18 protein-coding genes are annotated in these 20,850 nt (G+C 68.7%); 4 read left to right on the forward strand and 14 right to left on the reverse strand.

Features of this window, described 5'->3' with window-relative positions; all coding sequences use genetic code 11:
* Positions 1–104: 104 nt before the first annotated feature.
* The 4 genes from ACW176_RS18980 to ACW176_RS18995 are packed head-to-tail and all read right to left on the reverse strand — an operon-like array spanning position 105 to position 2,749.
* Positions 105–1,394, reverse strand: coding sequence for an arsenic transporter (locus ACW176_RS18980; protein WP_492110233.1), 1,290 nt, complete (start codon positions 1,392–1,394; stop codon positions 105–107).
* Positions 1,391–1,804, reverse strand: coding sequence for an arsenate reductase (glutaredoxin) (gene arsC / locus ACW176_RS18985; protein WP_492110234.1), 414 nt, complete (start codon positions 1,802–1,804; stop codon positions 1,391–1,393). The genes ACW176_RS18980 and arsC overlap by 4 nt, the downstream gene beginning before the upstream one ends.
* A 40-nt stretch (positions 1,805–1,844) precedes the next feature.
* Complete coding sequence (locus ACW176_RS18990; RefSeq protein ID WP_492110235.1) at positions 1,845–2,381, reverse strand: arsenate reductase ArsC; 537 nt, start codon at positions 2,379–2,381, stop codon at positions 1,845–1,847.
* Positions 2,378–2,749, reverse strand: a complete 372-nt coding sequence (locus ACW176_RS18995; RefSeq protein ID WP_419251854.1) for an ArsR/SmtB family transcription factor — start codon at positions 2,747–2,749, stop codon at positions 2,378–2,380. Before ACW176_RS18995 ends, ACW176_RS18990 begins: the two co-directional genes overlap by 4 nt.
* A 59-nt stretch (positions 2,750–2,808) precedes the next feature.
* On the opposite strand from ACW176_RS18995, the gene arsH reads away from it, so the two are divergent.
* Positions 2,809–3,555 carry an arsenical resistance protein ArsH gene (gene arsH, locus ACW176_RS19000; protein ID WP_492110236.1) on the forward strand — a complete coding sequence of 249 codons (747 nt, stop codon included), beginning with the start codon at positions 2,809–2,811 and terminating at the stop codon, positions 3,553–3,555.
* 30 nt (positions 3,556–3,585) lie between these two features.
* On the opposite strand, the gene ACW176_RS19005 is transcribed toward arsH, so the two are convergent.
* The 5 genes from ACW176_RS19005 to ACW176_RS19025 form a co-directional block, all read right to left on the reverse strand.
* Positions 3,586–6,726 carry an efflux RND transporter permease subunit gene (locus ACW176_RS19005; protein ID WP_492110237.1) on the reverse strand — a complete coding sequence of 1,047 codons (3,141 nt, stop codon included), beginning with the start codon at positions 6,724–6,726 and terminating at the stop codon, positions 3,586–3,588.
* Between the two features lie 12 nt (positions 6,727–6,738).
* Positions 6,739–8,001: an efflux RND transporter periplasmic adaptor subunit gene (locus ACW176_RS19010; protein WP_492110238.1), complete on the reverse strand. Its 1,263-nt coding sequence runs from the start codon at positions 7,999–8,001 to the stop codon at positions 6,739–6,741.
* Entirely contained in the window at positions 7,998–9,266 is a 1,269-nt protein-coding gene (locus ACW176_RS19015) for a TolC family protein (protein ID WP_492110239.1), read from the reverse strand. Before ACW176_RS19015 ends, ACW176_RS19010 begins: the two co-directional genes overlap by 4 nt.
* Positions 9,267–9,311: 45 nt before the next feature.
* Entirely contained in the window at positions 9,312–9,701 is a 390-nt protein-coding gene (locus ACW176_RS19020) for a hypothetical protein (protein WP_492110240.1), read from the reverse strand.
* 210 nt (positions 9,702–9,911) lie between these two features.
* Positions 9,912–10,712: a TOBE domain-containing protein gene (locus ACW176_RS19025; protein ID WP_492110241.1), complete on the reverse strand. Its 801-nt coding sequence runs from the start codon at positions 10,710–10,712 to the stop codon at positions 9,912–9,914.
* Between the two features lie 101 nt (positions 10,713–10,813).
* On the opposite strand from ACW176_RS19025, the gene modA reads away from it, so the two are divergent.
* Positions 10,814–11,569 carry a molybdate ABC transporter substrate-binding protein gene (gene modA / locus ACW176_RS19030; RefSeq protein WP_492110242.1) on the forward strand — a complete coding sequence of 252 codons (756 nt, stop codon included), beginning with the start codon at positions 10,814–10,816 and terminating at the stop codon, positions 11,567–11,569.
* Between the two features lie 2 nt (positions 11,570–11,571).
* The gene (gene modB, locus ACW176_RS19035; protein ID WP_492110243.1) at positions 11,572–12,234 is read left to right on the forward strand and encodes a molybdate ABC transporter permease subunit; all 663 of its coding nucleotides are present in this window, start codon (positions 11,572–11,574) and stop codon (positions 12,232–12,234) included.
* A gap of 105 nt (positions 12,235–12,339) precedes the next feature.
* Here modB and ACW176_RS19040 read toward each other — a convergent pair whose 3' ends face one another.
* The 5 genes from ACW176_RS19040 to ACW176_RS19060 form a co-directional block, all read right to left on the reverse strand.
* The gene (locus ACW176_RS19040) at positions 12,340–12,810 is read right to left on the reverse strand and encodes a low molecular weight protein-tyrosine-phosphatase (RefSeq protein WP_492110244.1); all 471 of its coding nucleotides are present in this window, start codon (positions 12,808–12,810) and stop codon (positions 12,340–12,342) included.
* The gene (locus ACW176_RS19045; protein ID WP_492110245.1) at positions 12,810–16,409 is read right to left on the reverse strand and encodes a hydantoinase B/oxoprolinase family protein; all 3,600 of its coding nucleotides are present in this window, start codon (positions 16,407–16,409) and stop codon (positions 12,810–12,812) included. The genes ACW176_RS19040 and ACW176_RS19045 overlap by 1 nt, the downstream gene beginning before the upstream one ends.
* Before the next feature lie 50 nt (positions 16,410–16,459).
* The gene (locus tag ACW176_RS19050) at positions 16,460–17,035 is read right to left on the reverse strand and encodes a TMEM165/GDT1 family protein (protein WP_419320910.1); all 576 of its coding nucleotides are present in this window, start codon (positions 17,033–17,035) and stop codon (positions 16,460–16,462) included.
* 340 nt (positions 17,036–17,375) lie between these two features.
* Positions 17,376–18,113 (reverse strand): DUF2793 domain-containing protein, encoded by a 738-nt coding sequence (locus tag ACW176_RS19055; RefSeq protein ID WP_492110246.1) that lies wholly within the window; start codon positions 18,111–18,113, stop codon positions 17,376–17,378.
* 105 nt (positions 18,114–18,218) lie between these two features.
* Positions 18,219–19,226 carry an NAD(P)H-dependent flavin oxidoreductase gene (locus ACW176_RS19060; RefSeq protein WP_492110247.1) on the reverse strand — a complete coding sequence of 336 codons (1,008 nt, stop codon included), beginning with the start codon at positions 19,224–19,226 and terminating at the stop codon, positions 18,219–18,221.
* A 172-nt stretch (positions 19,227–19,398) separates the two neighbouring features.
* On the opposite strand from ACW176_RS19060, the gene ACW176_RS19065 reads away from it, so the two are divergent.
* The gene (locus ACW176_RS19065; protein WP_492111971.1) at positions 19,399–20,847 is read left to right on the forward strand and encodes a methylmalonyl-CoA mutase subunit beta; all 1,449 of its coding nucleotides are present in this window, start codon (positions 19,399–19,401) and stop codon (positions 20,845–20,847) included.
* Positions 20,848–20,850 lie beyond the last annotated feature (3 nt).

The following is a 20,850-nucleotide window of genomic DNA, read 5'->3' on the forward strand; positions in this document are numbered from 1 at the left end:
CTTGGCTGCTGCCCCGCACTTGCGACCGCTGGTTGTCCTCCTGTCGGGCGCGATCGAGGCGAGGTGGGAACGTCCCGCGCCGAAGACGGAGCGCGAGGATCGCCCTAGGGCGCCAGCGTCAGGCGCAGCGCCAGGGCGGCCAGGGTGATCAGCAGAATCGGTGTGGTCAGCACGATCCCGACCTTGAAATAATAGCCCCAGGAAATCCTGATCCCCTTGGCGCGCAGCACGTGCAGCCACAGCAGGGTGGCCAGCGAGCCGATCGGGGTGATCTTGGGACCCAGGTCGCTGCCGATGACATTGGCGTAGATCATCGCCTCCTTGACCGCGCCGGTCGCGCCGCTGGCGTCGATCGACAGGGCCCCGACCAGGACCGTGGGCATGTTGTTCATCACCGATGACAGCAGGGCGGTCAGGATGCCGGTTCCGAGCGCCGCCCCCCAGACGCCGCCCTGGGCGAAGTAGTTTAGCAGGCCCGCAATCTGGTCGGTGAGGCCCGCATTGCGCAGGCCATAGACCACCAGATACATGCCCAGCGAGAAGATCACGACCTGCCAGGGCGCGCCCTTGAGCACCTTGCGGGTGCTGATCACATGGCCCCGGCCCGCGATGACCAGCAGGACCAGCGCGCTGACGGCGGCGGTGGCGCTGACGGGCACGCCCAGAGGCTCCAGAGCGAAGAACCCGATCAGCAACAGGGCCAGGACCACCCAGCCGGCCTTGAAGGTCGCCGGATCCTTGATCGCCTCGCGCGGCGCCTTCAGCTGGCCGACGTCATAGGTCTTGGGGATGTCACGCCGGAAATAGAGCATCAGCGCCGCCAGGGTGGCGGCGATGGCGGCGATGTCGACCGGGATCATCACCGAGGCGTAGCGGCTGAAGCCGATCTTGAAGAAGTCGGCCGAGACGATGTTGACCAGGTTCGAGACCACCAGCGGCAGGCTGGCCATGTCGGCGATGAAACCGGCCGCCATCACGAAGGCCAGGGTCGCCTTGTCCTTGAAACCCAGCGCCATCAGCATGGCGATGACGATCGGCGTCAGGATCAGCGCCGCGCCGTCATTGGCGAACAGCGACGAGACCGCCGCGCCCAGCAGCACGATCGCGGCGAACAGCAGCCGCCCCTTGCCGCCGCCCCAGCGGGCCACATGCAGGGCCGCCCACTCGAAAAAGCCGGCCTCGTCGAGCAGCAGACTGATCAGGATCACCGCGATGAAGGCGCCGGTGGCGTTCCACACGATGTGCCAGACCGTGATGATGTCGCCGGGATGGACGACGCCCGTCAGCAGCGCCAGGCCGGCGCCCAGTGTGGCGCTCCAGCCGATGCTGAGGCCCTTGGGTTGCCAGATGACCAGGGTGATGGTGAGCAGGAAGATCAGCAGGGCGAGGATCACAGGACGACGATCTCGCCATCTTCCTTGGTGAAGCTGGCCGGCTTGCGGTCCAGCAGATCCAGCACGACCTCGGACGGCCGGCACAGCTTGACTCCCCTGGGCGTGACCACGATCGGCCGATTGACCAGAATGGGGTGAGCGACCATGGCGTCGAGGATCTGATCCTCGGTGGCGTCATCAGCCAGAAGACCCAGCTCGGCGGCCGGCGTGCCCTTTTCGCGCATCAGCTGGCGGAGCGTCAGACCCGCCTCCCCGGCCAGCTCACGCAGCTGGTCATGCGACCAGCCGGCCTTGAGATACTCAACGACCGTGGGCGTGTAGCCGGCCGCCTGCGCCATCGACACGACGTTGCGCGAGGTGCCGCAGGCGGGGTTGTGAAAGATCACGATCGGGAAGTCGGCATCGGACATGGGTCACTCGTCAGGAAAACAGAAAGCGAGGCGGCGCCCCTCAGGCGGCGGGTTCGTCGGGGGCGAAGGACCTGCCGATTTCGTCGAGCCGGCGCTGCAGCGACAGCTTGTCGATCGACGCCATGGGCAGGGCGCAGAAGAGCGTGATGCGGCTGTTGAGCTGACGATAGGCCTCGGCGAAGGCCAGGGCGATCTCGGCCTCGGTTCCCGCGACCGCCGACGGATCGGGGATGCCCCAGTGGGCGCTCATCGGCTGGCCCGGCCAGATCGGACAGACCTCTCCGGCGGCGTTGTCGCAGACGGTGAACACGAAATCGAGATCCGGCGCGTCCGGATTACCGGCCTTGGAGAACTCGTCCCAGGCCTTGGAGCGCAGGTGATCGGTCGGGTAGTTGAGGTGCTGGAGCAGATGGATGGCGTGCGGGTTGATCCGGCCACTGGGCATCGAGCCGGCCGAATAGGCCTTGAAACGGCCCGCCCCGACGCGGTTCATGATCGACTCCGCCAGCACCGAGCGCGCCGAGTTGTGGGTGCAGAGAAACAGGACGTGTTTCAGGTTAGACTGGGGATCGGTCATGCTGTCTCCAATTCGACAAGGCAGGTTCCATCGCAGTCGGCGGCCCGGGCGAGGATCTCGTTCAAGGGCGCGCAGATCTCGGGATTGCCGCCGCAGCAGTCTTCCATCAGGAAGCCCAGCAGACCGCTCATCGCCCCGTAGGCGGCCGAATAGATGATCGAGCGGCCCTCGCGGCGCGAAACGATCAGTCCAGCATGGCTGAGCACGTTGAGATTGGCCGACAGAGAATTAGGCAGCATCTCCAGGCGGCGAGCGATCTCACCGGCCGGCACGCCCTGACCGCCGGCTTTGACAAGCAGGCGGAAGATGGCCAGCCGACCTTCGTGACCCAGCGCGGAGAGACTTGCGACAGCGGCTTTCGATTCCATATTTCCAAGTTAGTGGAAATATGTGACGACGCCAAGACGCTTCGAGGAATTTGGAAATCATGACCGACCTGCCCGCGCTCCAGCCCCAATTTCTCTCGGCGCCGACCCAGGGCCAACTCGAGAGCCGGTCACCTGCGACCCATCCGCCCCGTATCCTGCTGCTCTACGGATCGCTGCGCGAGCGCTCGTTCAGCCGGCTGCTGGTCGAGGAGGCGGCGCGCATTTTGCAGGTTCTGGGTTGCGAGACGAAAATCTTCGACCCGCGCGACCTGCCGCTGCCCGACGCCACAGGGCCCGACCACCCGAAGGTCCAGGAGCTGCGGGCCCTGTCCCTATGGTCTGAGGGGCAGGTGTGGTGCAGTCCCGAGCGGCATGGCGCGATCACCGGGATCATCAAGGCCCAGATCGACTGGATCCCGCTGGAGATCGGCAGTGTCCGACCGACCCAGGGCCGAACCCTGGCGGTGATGCAGGTCAGCGGCGGTTCGCAGTCGTTCAACGCCGTCAACACCCTGCGACTGCTGGGACGCTGGATGCGGATGATCACCATTCCCAACCAGTCGTCGGTGGCGATGGCCTTCCAGGAATTCGACGACAACGACCGCATGAAGCCGTCAGCCTATTACGACCGCGTCGTCGACGTGATGGAGGAGCTGGTGAAGTTCACCCTGCTCACCCGCGACCACGCCGACTACCTGGTTGATCGCTACAGCGAGCGCAAAGCCAGCGGCCGAATTGCCGAGCACGTTGAACTCGGCGCCGCAGCCATGAGCCATGAGGCGGCGTTGGAAGGCGCAGGCGACTAGGCCCGCTGCGCCTGCCCCACCGACCAGCCCTCAGTCGGCCCGCGTCCGGCCAAGGGGCGATCCGCCGACAAGGCGATACAGCGCCGGCAGGACCAGCAGGGTCAGCAGGGTCGAGGAGATGATCCCGCCGATCACCACCGTGGCCAGCGGGCGCTGCACCTCGGCCCCGGCCCCGACATTGAAGGCCATCGGCACGAAGCCCAGGCTGGCGACCAGGGCGGTCATCAGCACGGGCCTGAGGCGCGTCAGGGCGCCTTCGCTGATCGCTTCGTCCAGCGGCCGCCCCTCGGCCAGAAGGCTCCGGATGAAGCTGACCATGACCACCCCATTGAGCACGGCCACGCCAGACAGGGCGATAAAGCCGACGCCCGCCGAGATCGACAGCGGCAGACCCCGCAAAAGCAGGGCCGCGACGCCCCCGGTCAGGGCCAGGGGCACGCCGGAGAAGACGATGGCGGCGTCCTTGACCGACCGGAACAGCGCAAACAGCAGACCAAAGATCAGCAGCAGGGCGGCGGGCACGACCAGCTGAAGCCGTTTCGCCGCCGAGATCAGCTGCTCGAACGTGCCGCCATAGCTGATCCAGTAGCCGGTCGGGATCTCGACCTCGGCGCCGACCTTCTGTTGCACCTCGGCGACGAAGGAGCCCAGGTCCCGGCCCCGCACATTGGCGGTGACGACCACGCGGCGCTTGCCGTCCTCGCGGCTGATCTGGTTGGGGCCGATCACGGTCTCGACCCTGGCCACGTCCTGCAGCGGCACGAATCCGCGGGGCCCCTCCCCCGTCGCCGGCAACGGCACGCGCAGGCGGCGGACGCCCTCCAGGTCGCCCCGGATCGCCTCGGGCAGGCGGACCACGACATCGAAACGCCGGTCGCCCTCGAACACCTGACCGACCACCGCGCCGCCGATCGAGGTGGCGACCACCTCCTGCAGGTCCTGCACGTTCAGTCCCAGCAGGGCCAGGGCGGCGCGGTCCGGCGTGATCTGCAGGACCGGCAGCCCGGTCACCTGTTCGACACCCACATCCTGGGCGCCCTCGATGCCTTCAACCACCGCCCCCACGCTTTCGCCGATGGTGCGCAACTGATCGAGGTCGTCCCCGAACACCTTGACGGCCACGTCGGCGCGAACGCCCGACAGCAGTTCGTTGAACCGCATCTGGATCGGCTGGGTGAACTCGTAATTGTTGCCGGGAATGGTGGCGACGGCGGCCTCCAGTTCGGCGACCAGCGTGGCCTTGGGCTTGCGCGGATCGGGCCAGTCCTTGCGGTCCTTCAGCATGATGAAGGTGTCGGCGACCGAGGGCGGCATCGGGTCGGTGGCGACCTCGGCGGTGCCGATCTTGCTCACCACCCGCTCGACCTCCGGCAACGACTTGATCCGCGCCTCCAGCGCCGCCTGCATCCGGACAGCCTGGGTGAGGCTGGTGCCCGGTATGCGCAGCGCGTGCATGGCGATGTCGCCCTCGTCGAGACTGGGCGCGAACTCCGAGCCCATGCGGCTGGCCGCCAGACCCGCGATGACCACCAGCGCCACGGCGCCGGCCACGAACGCCACCCGCAGCCGCAGGGCCGTCGCCAGCGCCGGTGCGTAGAGCTGGCGAGCCCCGCGCATGATGCGGCTTTCCGTCTCCTCGACCTTGCCGGTGACGAACATCGCAACGGCGGCCGGCACGAAGGTCAGGGACAGCACCAGGGCGGCGGTCAGGGCGATGATCACGGTGATGGCCATCGGGTGGAACATCTTCCCCTCGACCCCGGTCAGGGCGAAGATCGGCACATAGACCAGGGTGATGATCAGCACGCCAAACAGCGACGGCCTGATCACCTCGCCGGCCGCGCTGGCCGTCAGGGCGAAGCGTTCGTCCCTGGTCAGCAGGCGTCCCAGACGATGCTGCGCCTCGCCAAACCGGCGCAGGCAGTTCTCGACGATGATCACCGCCCCGTCGACGATCAGGCCAAAGTCCAGCGCCCCCAGGCTCATCAGATTGCCCGACACCCGGCTCTGGACCATGCCGGTGATGGTCAGCAGCATCGAGAACGGGATGATCGCCGCCGTGATCAGCGCCGCCCGGATATTGCCCAGCAGCAGGAACAGCACGACGATCACCAGCAGCGCGCCCTCGACCAGGTTCGTCTCGACGGTGCGGATGGCGCGATCGACAAGTTCGGTGCGGTCGTAGACCGGCGTGGCCATGACGCCGGCCGGCAGAGACTTGGCGGCTTGTTCCAGCCGCAGCGCCGCCGCGCGGGCGACGGTGCGGCTGTTCTCGCCGACCAGCATGAAGACGGTGCCCAGCACCACCTCCTGGCCGTTCTCGGTCGCCGCGCCGGTGCGAAGTTCCTCGCCCAGACCCACATCGGCCACGTCGCCGACGCGGATCGGCGCACCGCCACGATTGACGATGATCGTGCCGCGCAGGTCCTCGACGCCGCTGGCCTGGCCGGGAACACGGACCAGATACTGCTCGCCATAGCGCTCGATATAGCCGGCCCCGACATTGCTGTTGTTCCTGGCCAGGGCGTCGGTGACATCGGCCATGGTCAGGCCGTAGGCCGATAGCCGTTCCGGCAGAGGGGTGACGTGATACTGCCGCTCGAAGCCGCCGATGGTGTTGACCTCGGTGACGCCGGGCGTGTTGCGCAGTTGGGGCCGGATCACCCAGTCCTGCAGGGTGCGCAGGTCCTCGGGCGTATAGGCCTTGCCGTCAGGCCGACGCGCACCCGGCTTGGCTTCGACCGTGTACATGAAGATTTCGCCCAGGCCCGTGGAGATCGGGCCAAGCTCAGGCGTCAGGCTGGAGGGCAGCTGGGCGCGGGCGGCCTGCAGCCGTTCATTGACCAGTTGGCGGGCGAAATAGATGTCGGTCCCGTCCTTGAAGACGACCGTGACCTGGCTGAGGCCGTAGCGGGAGACCGAGCGGGTGTAGTCCAGGCCCGGCAGGCCGGCGATGGCGGTCTCGACCGGGAAGGTGATCCGCTGTTCGGCCTCCAGCGGCGAGAAGCCCGGCGCCTCGGTATTGATCTGCACCTGGACGTTGGTGATGTCGGGGGTGGCGTCGATCGGCAGGCGCTGGAAACTCCAGACGCCCAGGATCGCCGAGGCGAGGACGAGCGCCAGGACGATCCAGCGATAGCGGATCGACAGCGCGATGATGCGTTCAAGCATGGTGGCGCGCTCCTAGTGGTCGTGGCTCGCGCCGGACTTTTCGATGTCCGCGCGGATCAGGAAGGCGCCGTCGGCGACATATTCGGTTCCGGGTTCAAGCCCGCCCAGCACCTCGGTCCATTCGGGCGTCTGGCGACCCAGCTCCAGCATCCGCACCTCATAGGTGTCGCCCACCCTGGCGAAGACGACGGTGAAGTCGCGGAACCGCTGCAGGGCCCGGGTGCGCACCGCCAGCGGAACGCGGGTGGAGGCGACCTGGAACGATCCCTCGACGCCCATGCCCGGCCGGAATGCGGCTGAGCCCTCGGGCAAATGGACGTGAGCCATCAGGGTCTGGCTGGCCAGGTCGGCGGTCGGTAGAACCGCCTCGACCAGCGCCATCAGCCGGGTGTCGCCCGACAGGCTGCGCACCTCGACGGGCTGGCCGACGCGCACCCGCTCGGCGTCGCGCGGATAGACGAAGAACTCGGCGTGCAGCTTGGTCGGATCGGCGATCACGAAGATGGCGCGTTCGCCGGCCACGTCGCCGACATTGAGGTTCTTCTCGACGATGATCCCGCTGATCGGCGCGAAGATCGAATAGGTCTGCAAGCTCTCGCTGGACTCAACGCGCGCCAGCAACTGCCCCTTGCGGACCTGGCTTCCAAGCTCTCCGCGCAAGGCCATCACCCGGCCCGGATACCAGGCGCGAACCTCGCCCTTGCCCTCGGGCGTGATCTCGACGCGGCCGGCCATGTCGACCAGCTCGGCGATGTCGGCGCCGCCGGCCATCTCGGTCTTCACGCCGCCGGCCCTGGCGGCGTCCGCGCTGATCGTCGTTCGGCCTTCGTAGGATTGATAGGTCCATTGATGACTCTGGCCGCCCTGGCTGGCCCGAACCTTCACGTCGAAAGAGTGCGGTTCGCGCACCACGCCCGCGCCGCGCAGATAGTCCTCTTGCGGCGCGAAACTGAACCGGTCGAGCTTGCCGCCCAGCCGGGTCAGCTCGACCGACAGCTGGACCTGCCGCGGATCGACGAGCTTGTCCTTGCGATAGGCATAGACGCGGAATTCGGGCTCGACGCCGTCTTCGAAGATGGTGATCTCGATGGCCAGATCGCCGCTGCGCAACAGGCGGCCGCGATGGGGACCGCGCTCATAGTCGCCGGCCTTGGCGGCGTGGCCTTCGGTCTCGGCGGCGGGCTTGGCGCCGTCGCCGCAGGCCGCCAGCACCAGGGTGGAGGCCATCAGCAGGGCAAGGCGCACGCTGGCGCGCCGGGTGTAGCGGCGGTTCATCGGACAGTCTCCGAAGCGGGAATGAGGGCGGCGTGGCGGCCGGTCAGGCGGGCCAGCAGGGCGCGGTCGGTGTGGAAGGCCTTCAGGGCGTCAAGCCGCCGGCTCCGGGCGTCGATCAGGACCCTCTGGGCCTCGATGACGTCGAGATAGCTGAAGCCGCCGCGATTGAAGCCCTCGCGGACCAGGGCGACGGTCCGTTCGGCGGCGGGCAGCACCTCGGCCTCAATGCGACGGGCTTCGCTGGCCCGTGCGGCCAGCCCGGCCTGCAGCCTGGCGATCTTACGTTCGCTCAGGACCTTGCCGCTGAGGAGGTCGACATCGGCCGCTGTGCGCTCGGCCTGGGCGCGCTCAATGGCGCCGCGATTGGTGTCATGGCGGGCCAGCGGGATCGACCCGCCGACCAGCACGGCCATGTCGCGCCCCTCGTTCAGATAGCGCAGGCCCGCGCGCCAGGTCGGATCCTGGACAACCTTGCTCTGCTCCAGGCGAACCCGCGCCGTCGCGGCCTGCCGCTCGGCGTCGAGCACCGCCAGATCCGCTTCAGACGCTTCGCCCGCGACCAGTTCGGCGGCGGAGGTGTCATCCAGCACCACCGGATCGAGGTCGAAATCGCCGTCGCCGTCCCAATGGCTGGCGAGGCTTCGACGCGCGGTGTCGGCGGCCATCTGGGCCTGCGACAGGGCGATCCGGGCCTCGGCGACCTGGGTGTCAGCGCGCGCCCCGGCGAACAGCGGGTCGCGGGCGACCTTCACGCGCTGGTCCACCTCGCCCTGGGCGCGCTGGGCGATATCGAGCCGCGTGCGCGCCAGTCGGACCTGCGCCTCGGCGGCCAAGGCCTCGACCCACGCCAGCTCCACCGCCTGGAACAGGTCCAGCACCTGAACCTGATAGCGAAGGCGAACCAGATCGATCTCGGTGCGGGCCAGGGCCGTGCGGGCCTGGCGCTTGCCGCCGCGATCCAGGCTTTGCTGGTAGTAGACCGTCGCCTGGGCGCGATCGATCATTGAATAGGGACCGGTCCCCGTCAGGTCTTCCAGCTCGACACCGACGACAGGGTTCTGGCGAACGCCGGCCTGACGGGCGCCGGCATCGGCGGCCTTGAGGCGCGCCTCAACGGCGGGACGGGTGGGATCGGACTGGGCGGCGCGGGCCAGGGCCTGGGGCAATCCCAGGGTTTCCGCCTGGGCGGCAAGGGGCAGCGCGACGGCGAACGCCGACGCGAGCAGCCAGGACCGCGCGGCGCGGCCATGGTCGAAATGGGGCATGGGAGTCTCTCGAACGGAAGCGGACGCGGCCGGGGGCCGCGTCGATCAGGCGACGTGTTCGAGGCGGGCTTTTGGGGGGCGTTTCTGCGGAGCAGGCTCGGCGCTGTCGAGCGAGGTGTCCTGGCCCGACCAGGATTCGAGCGTCGAGCCCCAGGGACTGGCGACCGTCATGGCGACCGTCAGGCCCAGAAGCGAGGCGCCGTCATGGTGGTGGTGCGCGCCCTGCGAAGGTGAGGGGTCGCGATCATCGTCCGCGACCTCGGCGCCGGCCACCGCATCATGATCGTGATCGTGATCGGCCAGGTCAGCGGCGAGCGGGCCGGCGAAGGCGTTGGCCGCATGCACCTGGCCGCTGGCGTGCAGCGCCCGGTCCACCATGGCCACGGGGGTCTGAACCACCAGCATGGCGATCAGCATCACGGCCAGAGCCGCCACACCTTTACCGAGCCGGGAGGACAGGAGCTGAATCAAGAATCTCTCGGAGATGGTCGCCGGTGCGGCTGCATAATCGTCGCAAGCTTGGCCAAGATCAATGAGTCACACCGCCGCAGATTGCGCTCACGCCTGGCAGGCAGGCCCGCTGAAGGTTCCCAATCCGTGGCCGTGGCCGCATCATGGGGGCCATCGCGGTAGAGAGCGCCTGCGCTATTCAACGGCCAGGATGACGTCCGAGGGCTCGACCCGGGCGACGACCGCGTCACCGGGCCTGAGCGCCAGGGCGTCAGCGTCGGCGCGCGGCAGGGTCGCGACCAGGGTCTTGCCGGCCGAAAGGCTCAGGCTGATCTCGCTGGCCGTTTCCCCATCCTCGCGATCGATGACCGCGCCGGCCAGGCGATTGGCGCCGCCCAGCGCGTCGCAACCGCGCACGACCCTGACAAAGCTGGACTTGATCAGGGCGACGGCCGGCTTGCCGACCGTCAGACCCAGCTCATCGGCGCTGCGCCGGGTGATGACCGAGACGATCTCGACCCCGTCGCCCAGCGACAGCACGACCTCGACGGTCACCGCCCCGGCCCCGATGAGCGCCACGGTCCCGCGCAAGGCGTTGCGGGCGCTGGTGCGCAGTCCCAGGCTCCAGAAGAGCTCGCCCAGACCTTGCTCGGGCGCGGAGGCCAGACCGGCCTCCAGCCGGGCCAGGGCCGCGCCGATCTCGCGTTCGACCTCACGGAAGGCCTTGATCACCGCATGGCCGCGCGGGGTGATGGTCGCCGCGCCGCCCGACCGGCCGCCGGCGCTGGCAGCGATCAGCGGGGCGTCGAACAGGTTGTTGAGCGCCTGGATCGCGTCCCATGCGCCCTTGTAGCTCAGGCCCAGTCGCTGGGCGGCGGCGGTGATCGAACCCGCCTCGCCGACCGCCTCCAGCAGGGCGACACGCTCCAGCCCCACCCGGGCCAGGGCGCCCCGGCGCAGGACGAGCGAGGCGCTGAGTTCGCCATCAATGGCCATGGTCGCTCCTGATCAGGCCTGAACGGAAAATGGGACAGCGTTATGCAGCCTTGCTACATAACGCTGTCTGGTCGCCGACTCCAAGCCCGCCAAGGTCCTGCATGCTCGCTCGCCGCTCCCCGATGGTCGTCCTCGCCGCCGGCCTGGCGATGCTGGTCGGCGGCTCGGCCCTGGCCGCCGAAACCAAGGTGGCGGTCGCCGCCAACTTCACCGAACCCGCCAAGGCGATCGCGGCGAAGTTCGAGGCCAGGACCGGCCACAAGGCGGCGCTGAGCTTTGGCTCCTCGGGACAATTCTACACCCAGATCGCCAACGGCGCGCCGTTCGAGGTTTTCCTGTCGGCGGACGCCGAACGGCCGATCCGGGCCGAAGCCGAGGGTCTGGCCGTGGCCGGCACGCGCTTCACCTACGCCACCGGACGTCTGGTCCTGTGGAGCAGGATGCCGGGCCTGGTCGACGGCAAGGGCGCGGTTCTGGCCAAGGGAAGGTTCGAAAAGCTGGCCATCGCCGACCCCAAGTCCGCGCCCTACGGACTGGCCGCCGTCGAGACCCTGACCAGGCTGAAGCTCTATGACGGCCTGAAGCCGAAGATCGTCACGGGCTCCTCGATCACCCAGACCTACCAGTACGTCCAGACGGGCGCGGCGGAGCTGGGCTTCGTGGCCCTGTCGCAGGTGATCAACCAGCCCGGCGGCTCGCGCTGGATCGTGCCGACCGCCAGCCACACGCCCATCGACCAGCAGGCGGTGCTGCTGAAGACCGGCGCCGGCAACGACGCCGCCAAGGCCTTCCTGGCGTTCTTGAAGAGCGCCGAGGCCAAGACCATCATCCGCCGCTACGGCTACGAGGTTCGCTGACCATGCTCTCGGTGCTGTGGCTGACGGTCAAACTGGCGGGGATCACCACGTTCCTGCTGCTGATCCTGGCCACGCCCCTGGCCTGGTGGCTGGCGCGCGGGCGCTCGCGCTGGAAGCCTGTGGTCGGCGCCGTGGTCGCCCTGCCGATCGTTCTGCCGCCGACCGTGCTGGGCTTCTACCTGCTGATCGCGCTTGGCCCGCACAGCGTGCTGATGGCCCCGCTGCAGGCCGTCGGAATCCGCACCCTGGCCTTCACCTTCGAGGGACTGGTGATCGGCTCGCTGATCTATTCCCTGCCCTTCGCCGTCCAGCCCCTGCGCAACGCCTTCATCGCCCTGGGCGAGGAACCGATGGAGGCCGCCGCCACCCTGGGCGCGTCGCGCTGGCAGAGCTTCGCCCGCGTGGCCCTGCCCCTGGCCCTGCCCGGCTACGCCGTCGCCGCCATCCTGTCGTTCGCCCATACGGTGGGAGAGTTTGGCGTGGTGATGATGCTGGGCGGCGGCATTCCCGGTGAAACCCAGGTGCTGTCGATCGAGATCTTCCAGCTGGTCGAGCAACTGCGCTGGAACGAGGCGCACCAGCTGGCGGCGCTGCTGCTGGCGTTCGGTTTCCTGGTGACCCTGACGCTGTTGCTTCTCGAACGACGCGTCACGCGGGCGGCTTAGTCGCTGACCCCCTCCGCGCCTGAGGCGCTCTTCCCCCTACGGGGGAGGACGACCGCGACCCGAAGGGCGGCGAAGCCAACCGGTCAGGAGGGGGCGAGTGGTCGCCTAGTCCCCCCGAGACGCCAGCGACTGCGCCAGGCCCCGCGCCGCCAGGGCCACTTCGCGCCAGGTCACGTCGAACCCCGCCGCCTTGCCATAATAGGGATCGGCCACCGCCCGGCCCTCGAGCCCTTCAGCATAGTCCAGCAGCAGGCCCAGCTCCGCCTCCCCGTCGACCGGGCGAAGGCTGCGCAGCTTCTTCAGGTTGTCGTGGTCCAGGGCCAGGATGTGGGTGAAGCGCCGAAAGTCGTCGGCCTCGACCTTGCGGGCGGTCTGGCGGCTGATGTCGACGCCGTGGCGCTGCGCGGCGGCAATGGCGCGCCCATCCGGCGCGGAACCGACATGCCAGCCCCCTGTGCCGGCGGAATCGACCAGAACATCAAGCCCGATCGCCTGGGCCTCGGCGCGAAAGGCGCCCTCGGCCAGGGGCGATCGACAGATATTGCCCAAGCAAACAAACAATACTGCAGGCCGCATCAGAGCGCGCCCCAGCCGCCGCCGCCCGGCGTCTCGATGACGATGGCGTCGCCCTCCGCGACCTCGACCAGATCAGTGGCCGCCAGGGTCTGAACCGTTCCGTCCGCCCGCTCGACCCGCGCTGCGCCCAGGGCGCCTGAACCTCCGCCCGCCAGCCCGAACGGCGGCACGCGGCGGCGGTTGGACAGCAGGGTGGCGGTCATCGGTTCGCGGAAGGCGATCTTTCGCACCACACCATCGCCGCCGTGATGCGCGCCCGCGCCGCCAGAACCGCGCCGGATCGAGAACGCCTCGACCAGCACGGGATAGCGGGTCTCCAGCACCTCGGGATCGGTCAGGCGGCTGTTGGTCATGTGGGTCTGGACGGCGTCGGTCCCATCGAAACCCGGCCCCGCGCCCGAGCCGCCGCAGATGGTCTCGTAATACTGGCGGCGGTCATCGCCGAAGGTGAAGTTGTTCATGGTCCCCTGCGCGCCGGCCATGACGCCGAGAGCTCCATACAGCGCATCGACCACGACCTGACTGGTCTCGACATTGCCCGCCACCACCGCCGCCGGATAGCGCGGCCGCAGCATCGAGCCCTCGGGAATGACCAGTTGCACCGGTCGCAGGCAGCCGTCGTTCATCGGGATCTCGTCATCCACCAGCGTGCGGAACACATACAGCGCCGCCGCCCGGCAGATCGAGGCCGGGGCGTTGAAATTGGTCGGGACCTGGTCGCTGGTGCCCGCGAAATCGACCCGGGCCGTGCGGGCCTCGCGATCCACGGTGATCGCCACCTTCACCACGCTGCCGTCGTCCAGCTCATAGGCGAAGGCGCCGTCGTTCAAGGTGGCCAACACCCGGCGAACGGCTTCCTCGGCATTGTCCTGCACGTGGGCCATATAGGCCTCGACCGTCGCCTGGCCGAACTCGGCGACGAGGCCGGTCAGGCTTTCAGCGCCCCGCGCGCAGGCGGCGATCTGGGCCTTGAGGTCGCCGATGTTCTGGTCGGGATTGCGGGCCGGCCATCGGCCCGAGGCCAGCAGGGCGCGAGTCTGCGCTTCCAGGAACCGGCCGCCTTCGACCAGCAGGAAGTTCTCGATCAGCACCCCCTCTTCCTCGACCGTGCGGCTATTGGGGGGCATCGAGCCCGGCGTGATCCCGCCGATATCGCCCTGGTGCCCGCGCGCGGCGACGTAGAACAGCAGGTCCCCGGCCGCGTCGAAGACCGGCATGACCACGGTCACGTCCGGCAGGTGGGTTCCGCCCTTGTAGGGGGCGTTGAGCATATAGACGTCGCCCGGCTGCATGCCGCGGCCATCGCTCTGCCGCGCCTCACGGATGGCCCGCACGCTGTCGCCCATCGAGCCCAGATGCACCGGCATGTGCGGGGCGTTGGCGATCAGGTTGCCGTCGCGATCGAACAGGGCGCAGGAAAAGTCGAGCCGCTCCTTGATGTTGACCGAATAGGCGGTGTTTTGCAGGGCGAAGCCCATCTCCTCGGCGACCGCCATGAAGAGGTTGTTGAACACCTCCAGCATCACCGGATCAGCCTTGGTCCCGATGGCGCGGCGGGCTGGGAGGGCCTCGATGCGGTCGAGGATCAGGTTCAGATGCGCATCCACCGTGGCGCGCCAGCCGGGTTCGACCACCGTCGTGCCGGTGGCCTCGCGGATGATGGCCGGCCCCTTGACCTCGGCCCCAACTGCCAGGGCCTCGCGGTCGAACACCGGCGTCGGCCTTGCTTGGCCGGCCATGCGAACGTCGACCGTCGTCAGGGCCACAGCTTCGCCTGAGGCGCCGCGTCCCAAATCCGGCGCCGCTCCGGCATCCGAATGGCCGATGGCCTCGACCGATAGGGTCTCGACCACCAGGGCCGTGGTCGGCGAAGTGAAGCCGAAGCGGCGCTGGTGCATCTCTTCGAAGGCGGCGCGGACGCCGGCTTGGTCGGCCAGCGGCACGACCAGCGGGGTGTCGGTCCCGGCATATTTCACGCGCAGAGTCGCCAGGGTCTCGACCGAAGCCACCGGAACGGCCTGGGCGCGCAAGGCGGCCTCGGCCTCGACGGAGAGCGCCTTCGCCTGCTCAGCCAGATCGCCGGCCGCCTCGGCCAGCGGCCGCTCGACCGTCGCCTCGCGGATCAGCCGCAGGTCGGCCAGGCCCATGCCATAAGCGCTGAGCACCCCGGCGAACGGATGGATCATGACCTTCGTCATGCCCAGGGCGTCGGCCACCAGGCAGGCGTGCTGTCCGCCCGCGCCGCCGAAACAGGCCAGCACATAGCGGGTGACGTCGTAGCCGCGCTGGATCGAGATCTGCCGCACGGCCTTGGCCATGTTCTCGACGGCGATGGTCAGGAAGCCCTCGGCGATCGCCTCGGGGCTCATGGCCTCGCCGGTCGCGGCCAGAATCTCGGCGGCCAGGCTGGCGAAGCCGGCGGCCACCGCCTGTGCGTCCAGCGGCTGGTCGGCATTGGGACCGAACACGGCCGGGAAGAATTCAGGCCGCAGCTTGCCCAGCATGACGTTGCAGTCGGTGACCGTCAGCGGTCCGCCCCGGCGATAGGCCGCCGGGCCAGGCACGGCCCCGGCTGAGGCCGGCCCCACCCTCAGCCGCGCACCGTCGAAGCTGCAGATCGAGCCGCCGCCGGCCGCCACCGTGTGGATGTTCATCATCGGCGCGCGCATCCGCACCCCGGCCACCACGGTCTCGAAGGCCCGCTCGTATTCGCCGGCATAGTGGCAGACATCGGTGGAGGTGCCGCCCATGTCGAAGCCGATGACGCGGTCGAAACCCGCCTGCGCCGCCGTCCTCGCCATGCCGACCACGCCCCCGGCCGGACCCGACAGGATGGCGTCCTTGCCCCGGAACGCGCGGGCGTCGGTCAGGCCGCCGTTCGACTGCATGAACAGCAGCCGCGCATCCTCGCCCAGCTCGCCCGCCACCCGGTCGACATAGCGGCGCAGGATCGGCGACAGATAGGCGTCGACCACCGTGGTGTCGCCGCGTCCGACCAGCTTCATCAGCGGGCTGACCTCGTGGCTGACCGAGACCTGGGTAAAGCCGATCTCGCGGGCGATGGCGGCGACGCGCGCCTCGTGGCCGGTGAAGCGAAAGCCGTGCATCAGCACGATCGCCACGGCCCGAAAACCGGCGTCGAAAGCGGCCTGCAGACCCGCTCGCGCGGCGGACTCGTCCAGCGGCCGCAGGACCTGTCCCTCGACGCCGATCCGCTCGTCGATCTCGACGACGCGGTCGTACAGGGCTTCGGGCTTGACGATATGGCGGTCGAACAGCTTTGGCCGGGCCTGATAGCCGATCCGCAGCGCGTCGGCATGGCCGGCGGTGATCGCCAGAACGGTCGGCTCGCCCTTGCGCTCCAGCAGGGCGTTGGTGGCCACGGTGGTGCCCATCTTGACCGCGTCGATCCGCGCCCCGGCCGGCAGCAGGGCCCGCACGCCCGCCACGGCGGCGTCGGCATACTGCTCGGGGTTCTCCGACAGCAGCTTGTGGGTGACCAGCGACCCGTCCGGCCGCCGCGCGACGAGGTCGGTGAAGGTGCCGCCGCGATCGATCCAGAACTCCCAACCGCGCAGGTTCTGATCGTCAGAGGTCATGGGAAGGGCGCGGCTCCTGCTACGCCCTTCCCTTAACCGGCCTTGGGGGCCTAGCGGAAGAGCCCCGCCGCCTCGACCGCCGCCCAGACGCCCAGGCCCAGGAAGATCACCGCCGCGCCGATGCGCACATATTTCAGCGGCACGATCTTGGTCGCCGCCTCGCCCAGATACACCGCCGGGATGTTGGCGATCATCATGCCCAGGGTGGTGCCGGCCGCGACCCAGGCGATGTTATGGAAGCGCGCGCCCAGGGCCACCGTGGCGATCTGGGTCTTGTCGCCCATCTCGACCAGGAAGAAGGCGATGGTGGTGGTCAGGAACACGCCGTAGCGGCTTGTGGCGCCGGCCTCTTCGTCATCAGCCTTGTCGGGGATCAGGGCCCAGGCGGCCATGGCGATGAACGACACGGCGATGGCCCACTTGAACCACTGGCCGCTCAGCAGGTCGGAGACCCAGTAGCCCGCCGTCGCCGCCAGGGCATGGTTGGCCAGGGTGGCGACCAGAATGCCCAGGATGATCGGCACGGGCTTCTTGAAGCGCGTGGCCAGGATCATGGCCAGCAGCTGGGTCTTGTCGCCGATCTCGGCGATGGCCACGACCAGGGTCGAGACGAACAGGGATTCCATCTGGATCAAAAACCTTCCGGGCCGGGCGCATGCCAATAGCGTCGACGTCCCACCCAGCCCGGGAGGATATCGGCGCCATTGGTCTCGCCATGGAAGCGGATGATCGCTTCCTTCCCCGCGCCATGGATCCGGAGATCCAAGTGTGTTGACGGCGGGGCCTGCTGATACGCGCAGGCGGCTACTCCCCAAAGGTGAGCGGCGTTTAGCGGGGGCGGCGGCCAGGGTCAAGCTCCTCCCCCACCGGGGGAGGTGGCCCGAAGGGTCGGAGGGGGCAGCGCGGCCTAAGTCCAGCTAGCCCCCTCAGTCGCTCCGCGACAGCTCCCCCGGAGGGGGAGCAGCTTTAAACAGCCGCCGGTGCGTCGAAACGCAGGAGATGGATGGCCACCCGCACCTTGCCGCCGGTGAAGTTGCCGCCCGCCGAGGTCAACAGCACCGGGGTGTCCGAATAGTAGGCCGTCGGCCCGATTACCCCGACATTGCTGGCGTTCTTGGCGACGCCCAGCGATGAACCGAACTTGCCCGCCTCTCCGGCCACCCCGCAGCTGTAGGATGTCGCCCCCGTCACCGCGATGGTGGTGCGGGTCGAGACCGCCAGCACGATGGCCCGCGCCGGGATGACGATGGCTGTCGAGGAGGTCGCCCCCGAAAGCGTGGTCTCCTCCTCGCGGATTTCCAGCCGGGTATTGGCCAGCCCCGGCGAGGCGGCGGCGGTCAGGCTCTTGAAGCTGGTCGACAGGGGCGCCCAGGTCGCGCCATCGAAGACGACCATCTGGTTCTCGTCCTTGATCCAGGCCAGCACCCCCTCAGCCAGGGGGACGGCCTCCCAGGCGCCGGCCTCGAAGCGCATCAGCGTCCCGGCCGCCTGGCCGGCCCAGGCCGAGCCCGTCACGCTGGCCGGCAGGATCCAGACACCGCCGGCGACCGGGCTGACCGGCTGCGCCGCGACGACGCGGCTCTCGACCGCCAGTTGGACCAGACCGTCCAGCCGGGCGAGGCTTTCATTGATGGGGATATGCTTCTGGGCCTGGGCGGCGACCACATAGGGCAGGCCCAGACGCGGGGTGGTTTCGTCGAACATCAGAGATCCTTCAAGGCGTTGAACTCGCCTCTAGGATCACCCCGCTGACAGAGCCGGGGACCGACCTTGGTCGATCCCCGTCCCCGTCCCCGCTCCAGCGTGTCGCTACTCGGCCGCGAAGGCCAGATGTTTGCCCGATGTGAGGGCGGTCTTGGCGGCCAGTTCGGCCTTGGCCTGCTCGTACTCTTCCGAGAACTTGGCGACGAGTTCGCCGGCGGTCAGCACCGCGTCGATGGCGCCGATGCCCTGGCCGCAGCCCCAGATATCGCGCCAGGCCTTGGCCTCCTGGTTGCCGCCCGAACCAAAGTTCATGGCCGACGGATCGCTGACCGGCAGGTTTTCAGGATCCATGCCCGCCTTGACCACCGAGGGGCGCAGATAGTTGCCGTGCACGCCGGTGAACAGGTTGGAATAGAGGATGTCGTCGGCGTGGCTCTCGACGATCATGTCCTTGTAGCCCTGGGCCGCATTGGCTTCCTGGGTCGCGATGAAGGCCGAGCCGATATAGGCCAGGTCCGCGCCCATGGCCTGGGCGGCCAGGATCGAGCGGCCACAGGCGATCGAACCCGACAGCGCCACCGGCCCGTCGAACCACTGGCGGATTTCCTGGATCAGGGCGAAGGGCGACAGGGTGCCGGCGTGGCCGCCCGCGCCGGCCGCGACCGGGATCAAGCCGTCAGCGCCCTTTTCGATGGCCTTGTGGGCATGCTTGTCATTGATGACGTCGTGCAGGGTGATGCCACCATAAGAATGGATCGCGGCGTTGAGGTCCTCGCGGGCGCCCAGCGAGGTGATCACCAGCGGCGCCTTGTATTTCACGCACAGCTCGATGTCCTCCTCGAGCCGATTGTTGGTGCGGTGGACGATCTGGTTGACCGCAAACGGGGCCGACGGCGCTTCGGGGTGGGCGCGGTCGTAGGCGGCCAGTTCCTCGGTGATGCGGTGCAGCCACTCGTCCAGTTGCGAGATCGGGCGGGCGTTCAGCGACGGGAAGGAACCGACGATGCCGGCCTTGCACTGGGCGATCACCAGATCGGGATTGCTGATGATGAACAGCGGCGAGGCGATGACCGGCAGGCGAAGACGGTCACGAAGAACGGGCGGCAAGGCCATAAAAATCGGCTCCCCTAGGAGGCGGCGTTGGGCGCCGCGCATGTAAACAGCGTTTAGCTTAAACGCTTGTTTGGGGCGGGCGCAAGACTTGACGGCCCTAGCGGCAGGGGCGCATCACCGTCGAAAAGAAAAGAATGCTGCACTGCAGGAGAGAGACGCTTTGACCCAGGCCGTGACGCTTTTGGCCGACGACTTCGCCGCTCCGGACGACACCGTCCGCGCGCGCTGGACGGCCCTGGTCGAGAAAACCCTGAAGGGTCAGAGCTTTGACGAGGCCCTGACGGTCAACACGCCCGACGGCCTGACGATTCAGCCGCTCTACACGGCCGGGGACGGCGTGATCGTCGCCCGCGACCTGCGCGCCCGCGACGCCGACCGGCCGTGGGACCTGCGGATGCGCGCCGCCCATGCCGATCCCGAGCGGGCGGCCAGCGATATCCTGGTCGATCTGCAGAACGGCGCGGCCTCGGTGCTGCTGGCCGTCGATCCGGACGGCGCCAGGGGCGTGGCCATCGGCTCGGCCGACGATATGGCCAAGGCGCTGACGGGCGTGCTGATCGATCTGGCGCCCGTGGCGCTGGACGCCGGCTGGCTGGGTCCCAAGGCCGCCGACTGGCTGGGCGCCGTGGCCAAGGCCGCCCCCAATGCGCCGATGGCCTTCCACATGGACCCGCTGACCGCCTTTGCGGAATCGGGAACCAGTCCCGGCCCGATCGAGAGCCATATCTTCAACGCCGCCACGGTCGGCGCGCGCCTGGCGACGACCTATGCCCGGGCCAGCCTGTTCCTGGCCACGGGGCGCGCGGCGCACGAGGCCGGCGGCTCCAACGTCGAGGAACTGGCCCTGATGACCGCCAGCGCCCTGGCCTATGCCAAGGCCCTGGTCCGTTCTGGCCTGTCGATGGACGAGGCCTTCGGCCGCATCGTGCTGGGCGTCAGCCTGGACGGCGAATATTTCACCGGCATCGCCAAGGTTCGCGCCGCCCGCGCCCTGTGGGCGCGCCTGACCCAGGCCTGCGGCGTCAGCGTTCCGGCGACCATCGAGGCGCGATCCTCGGGCCGCATGCTGACGACCAGGGACGCCTGGACCAACCTGCTGCGCCTGACCTCGGCCGGTTTCGCCGGGGCGGTCGGCGGGGCTGATGTGGTGGTGCTGGGCGCCTTCACCGACGCCATCGGCCTGCCCACCACCTTCGCCCGCCGTCAGGCTCGCAACACCCAGCTGGTGCTGATGGAAGAGAGCAATCTGGGCCGCGTCGCCGATCCGGCCGGCGGCTCGTGGTATCTCGACAGCCTGACCGACCAGATCGCCCGCGCCGCCTGGAGCAGCTTCCAGGCCATCGAAGGCGCCGGCGGGATCGTCAAGGCGCTGGAGAGCGGCCTGATCGCCGACGCCGTCGCCGCCACCTGCGCCGGGCAGCAAGCCGCCTTCGCCGACAAGAGCCGCAAGATCCTGGGCGTCACGGCGTTCCCCAACGCCGAGGACAAGCCCGCCGAGATCGAGACCGTCGATCCGTCCGCCTTCGCCGTGGAGGGTCCAGATCCCAGGCTGCCGGGGCCGGACTCCACCTGCCCCGCCCTGACACCCATCCGCTTCGCCGCCGCCTTTGAGGGAGCCTGAACC

It is taken from the genome of Caulobacter sp. FV1ye13L, from assembly GCF_058681155.1.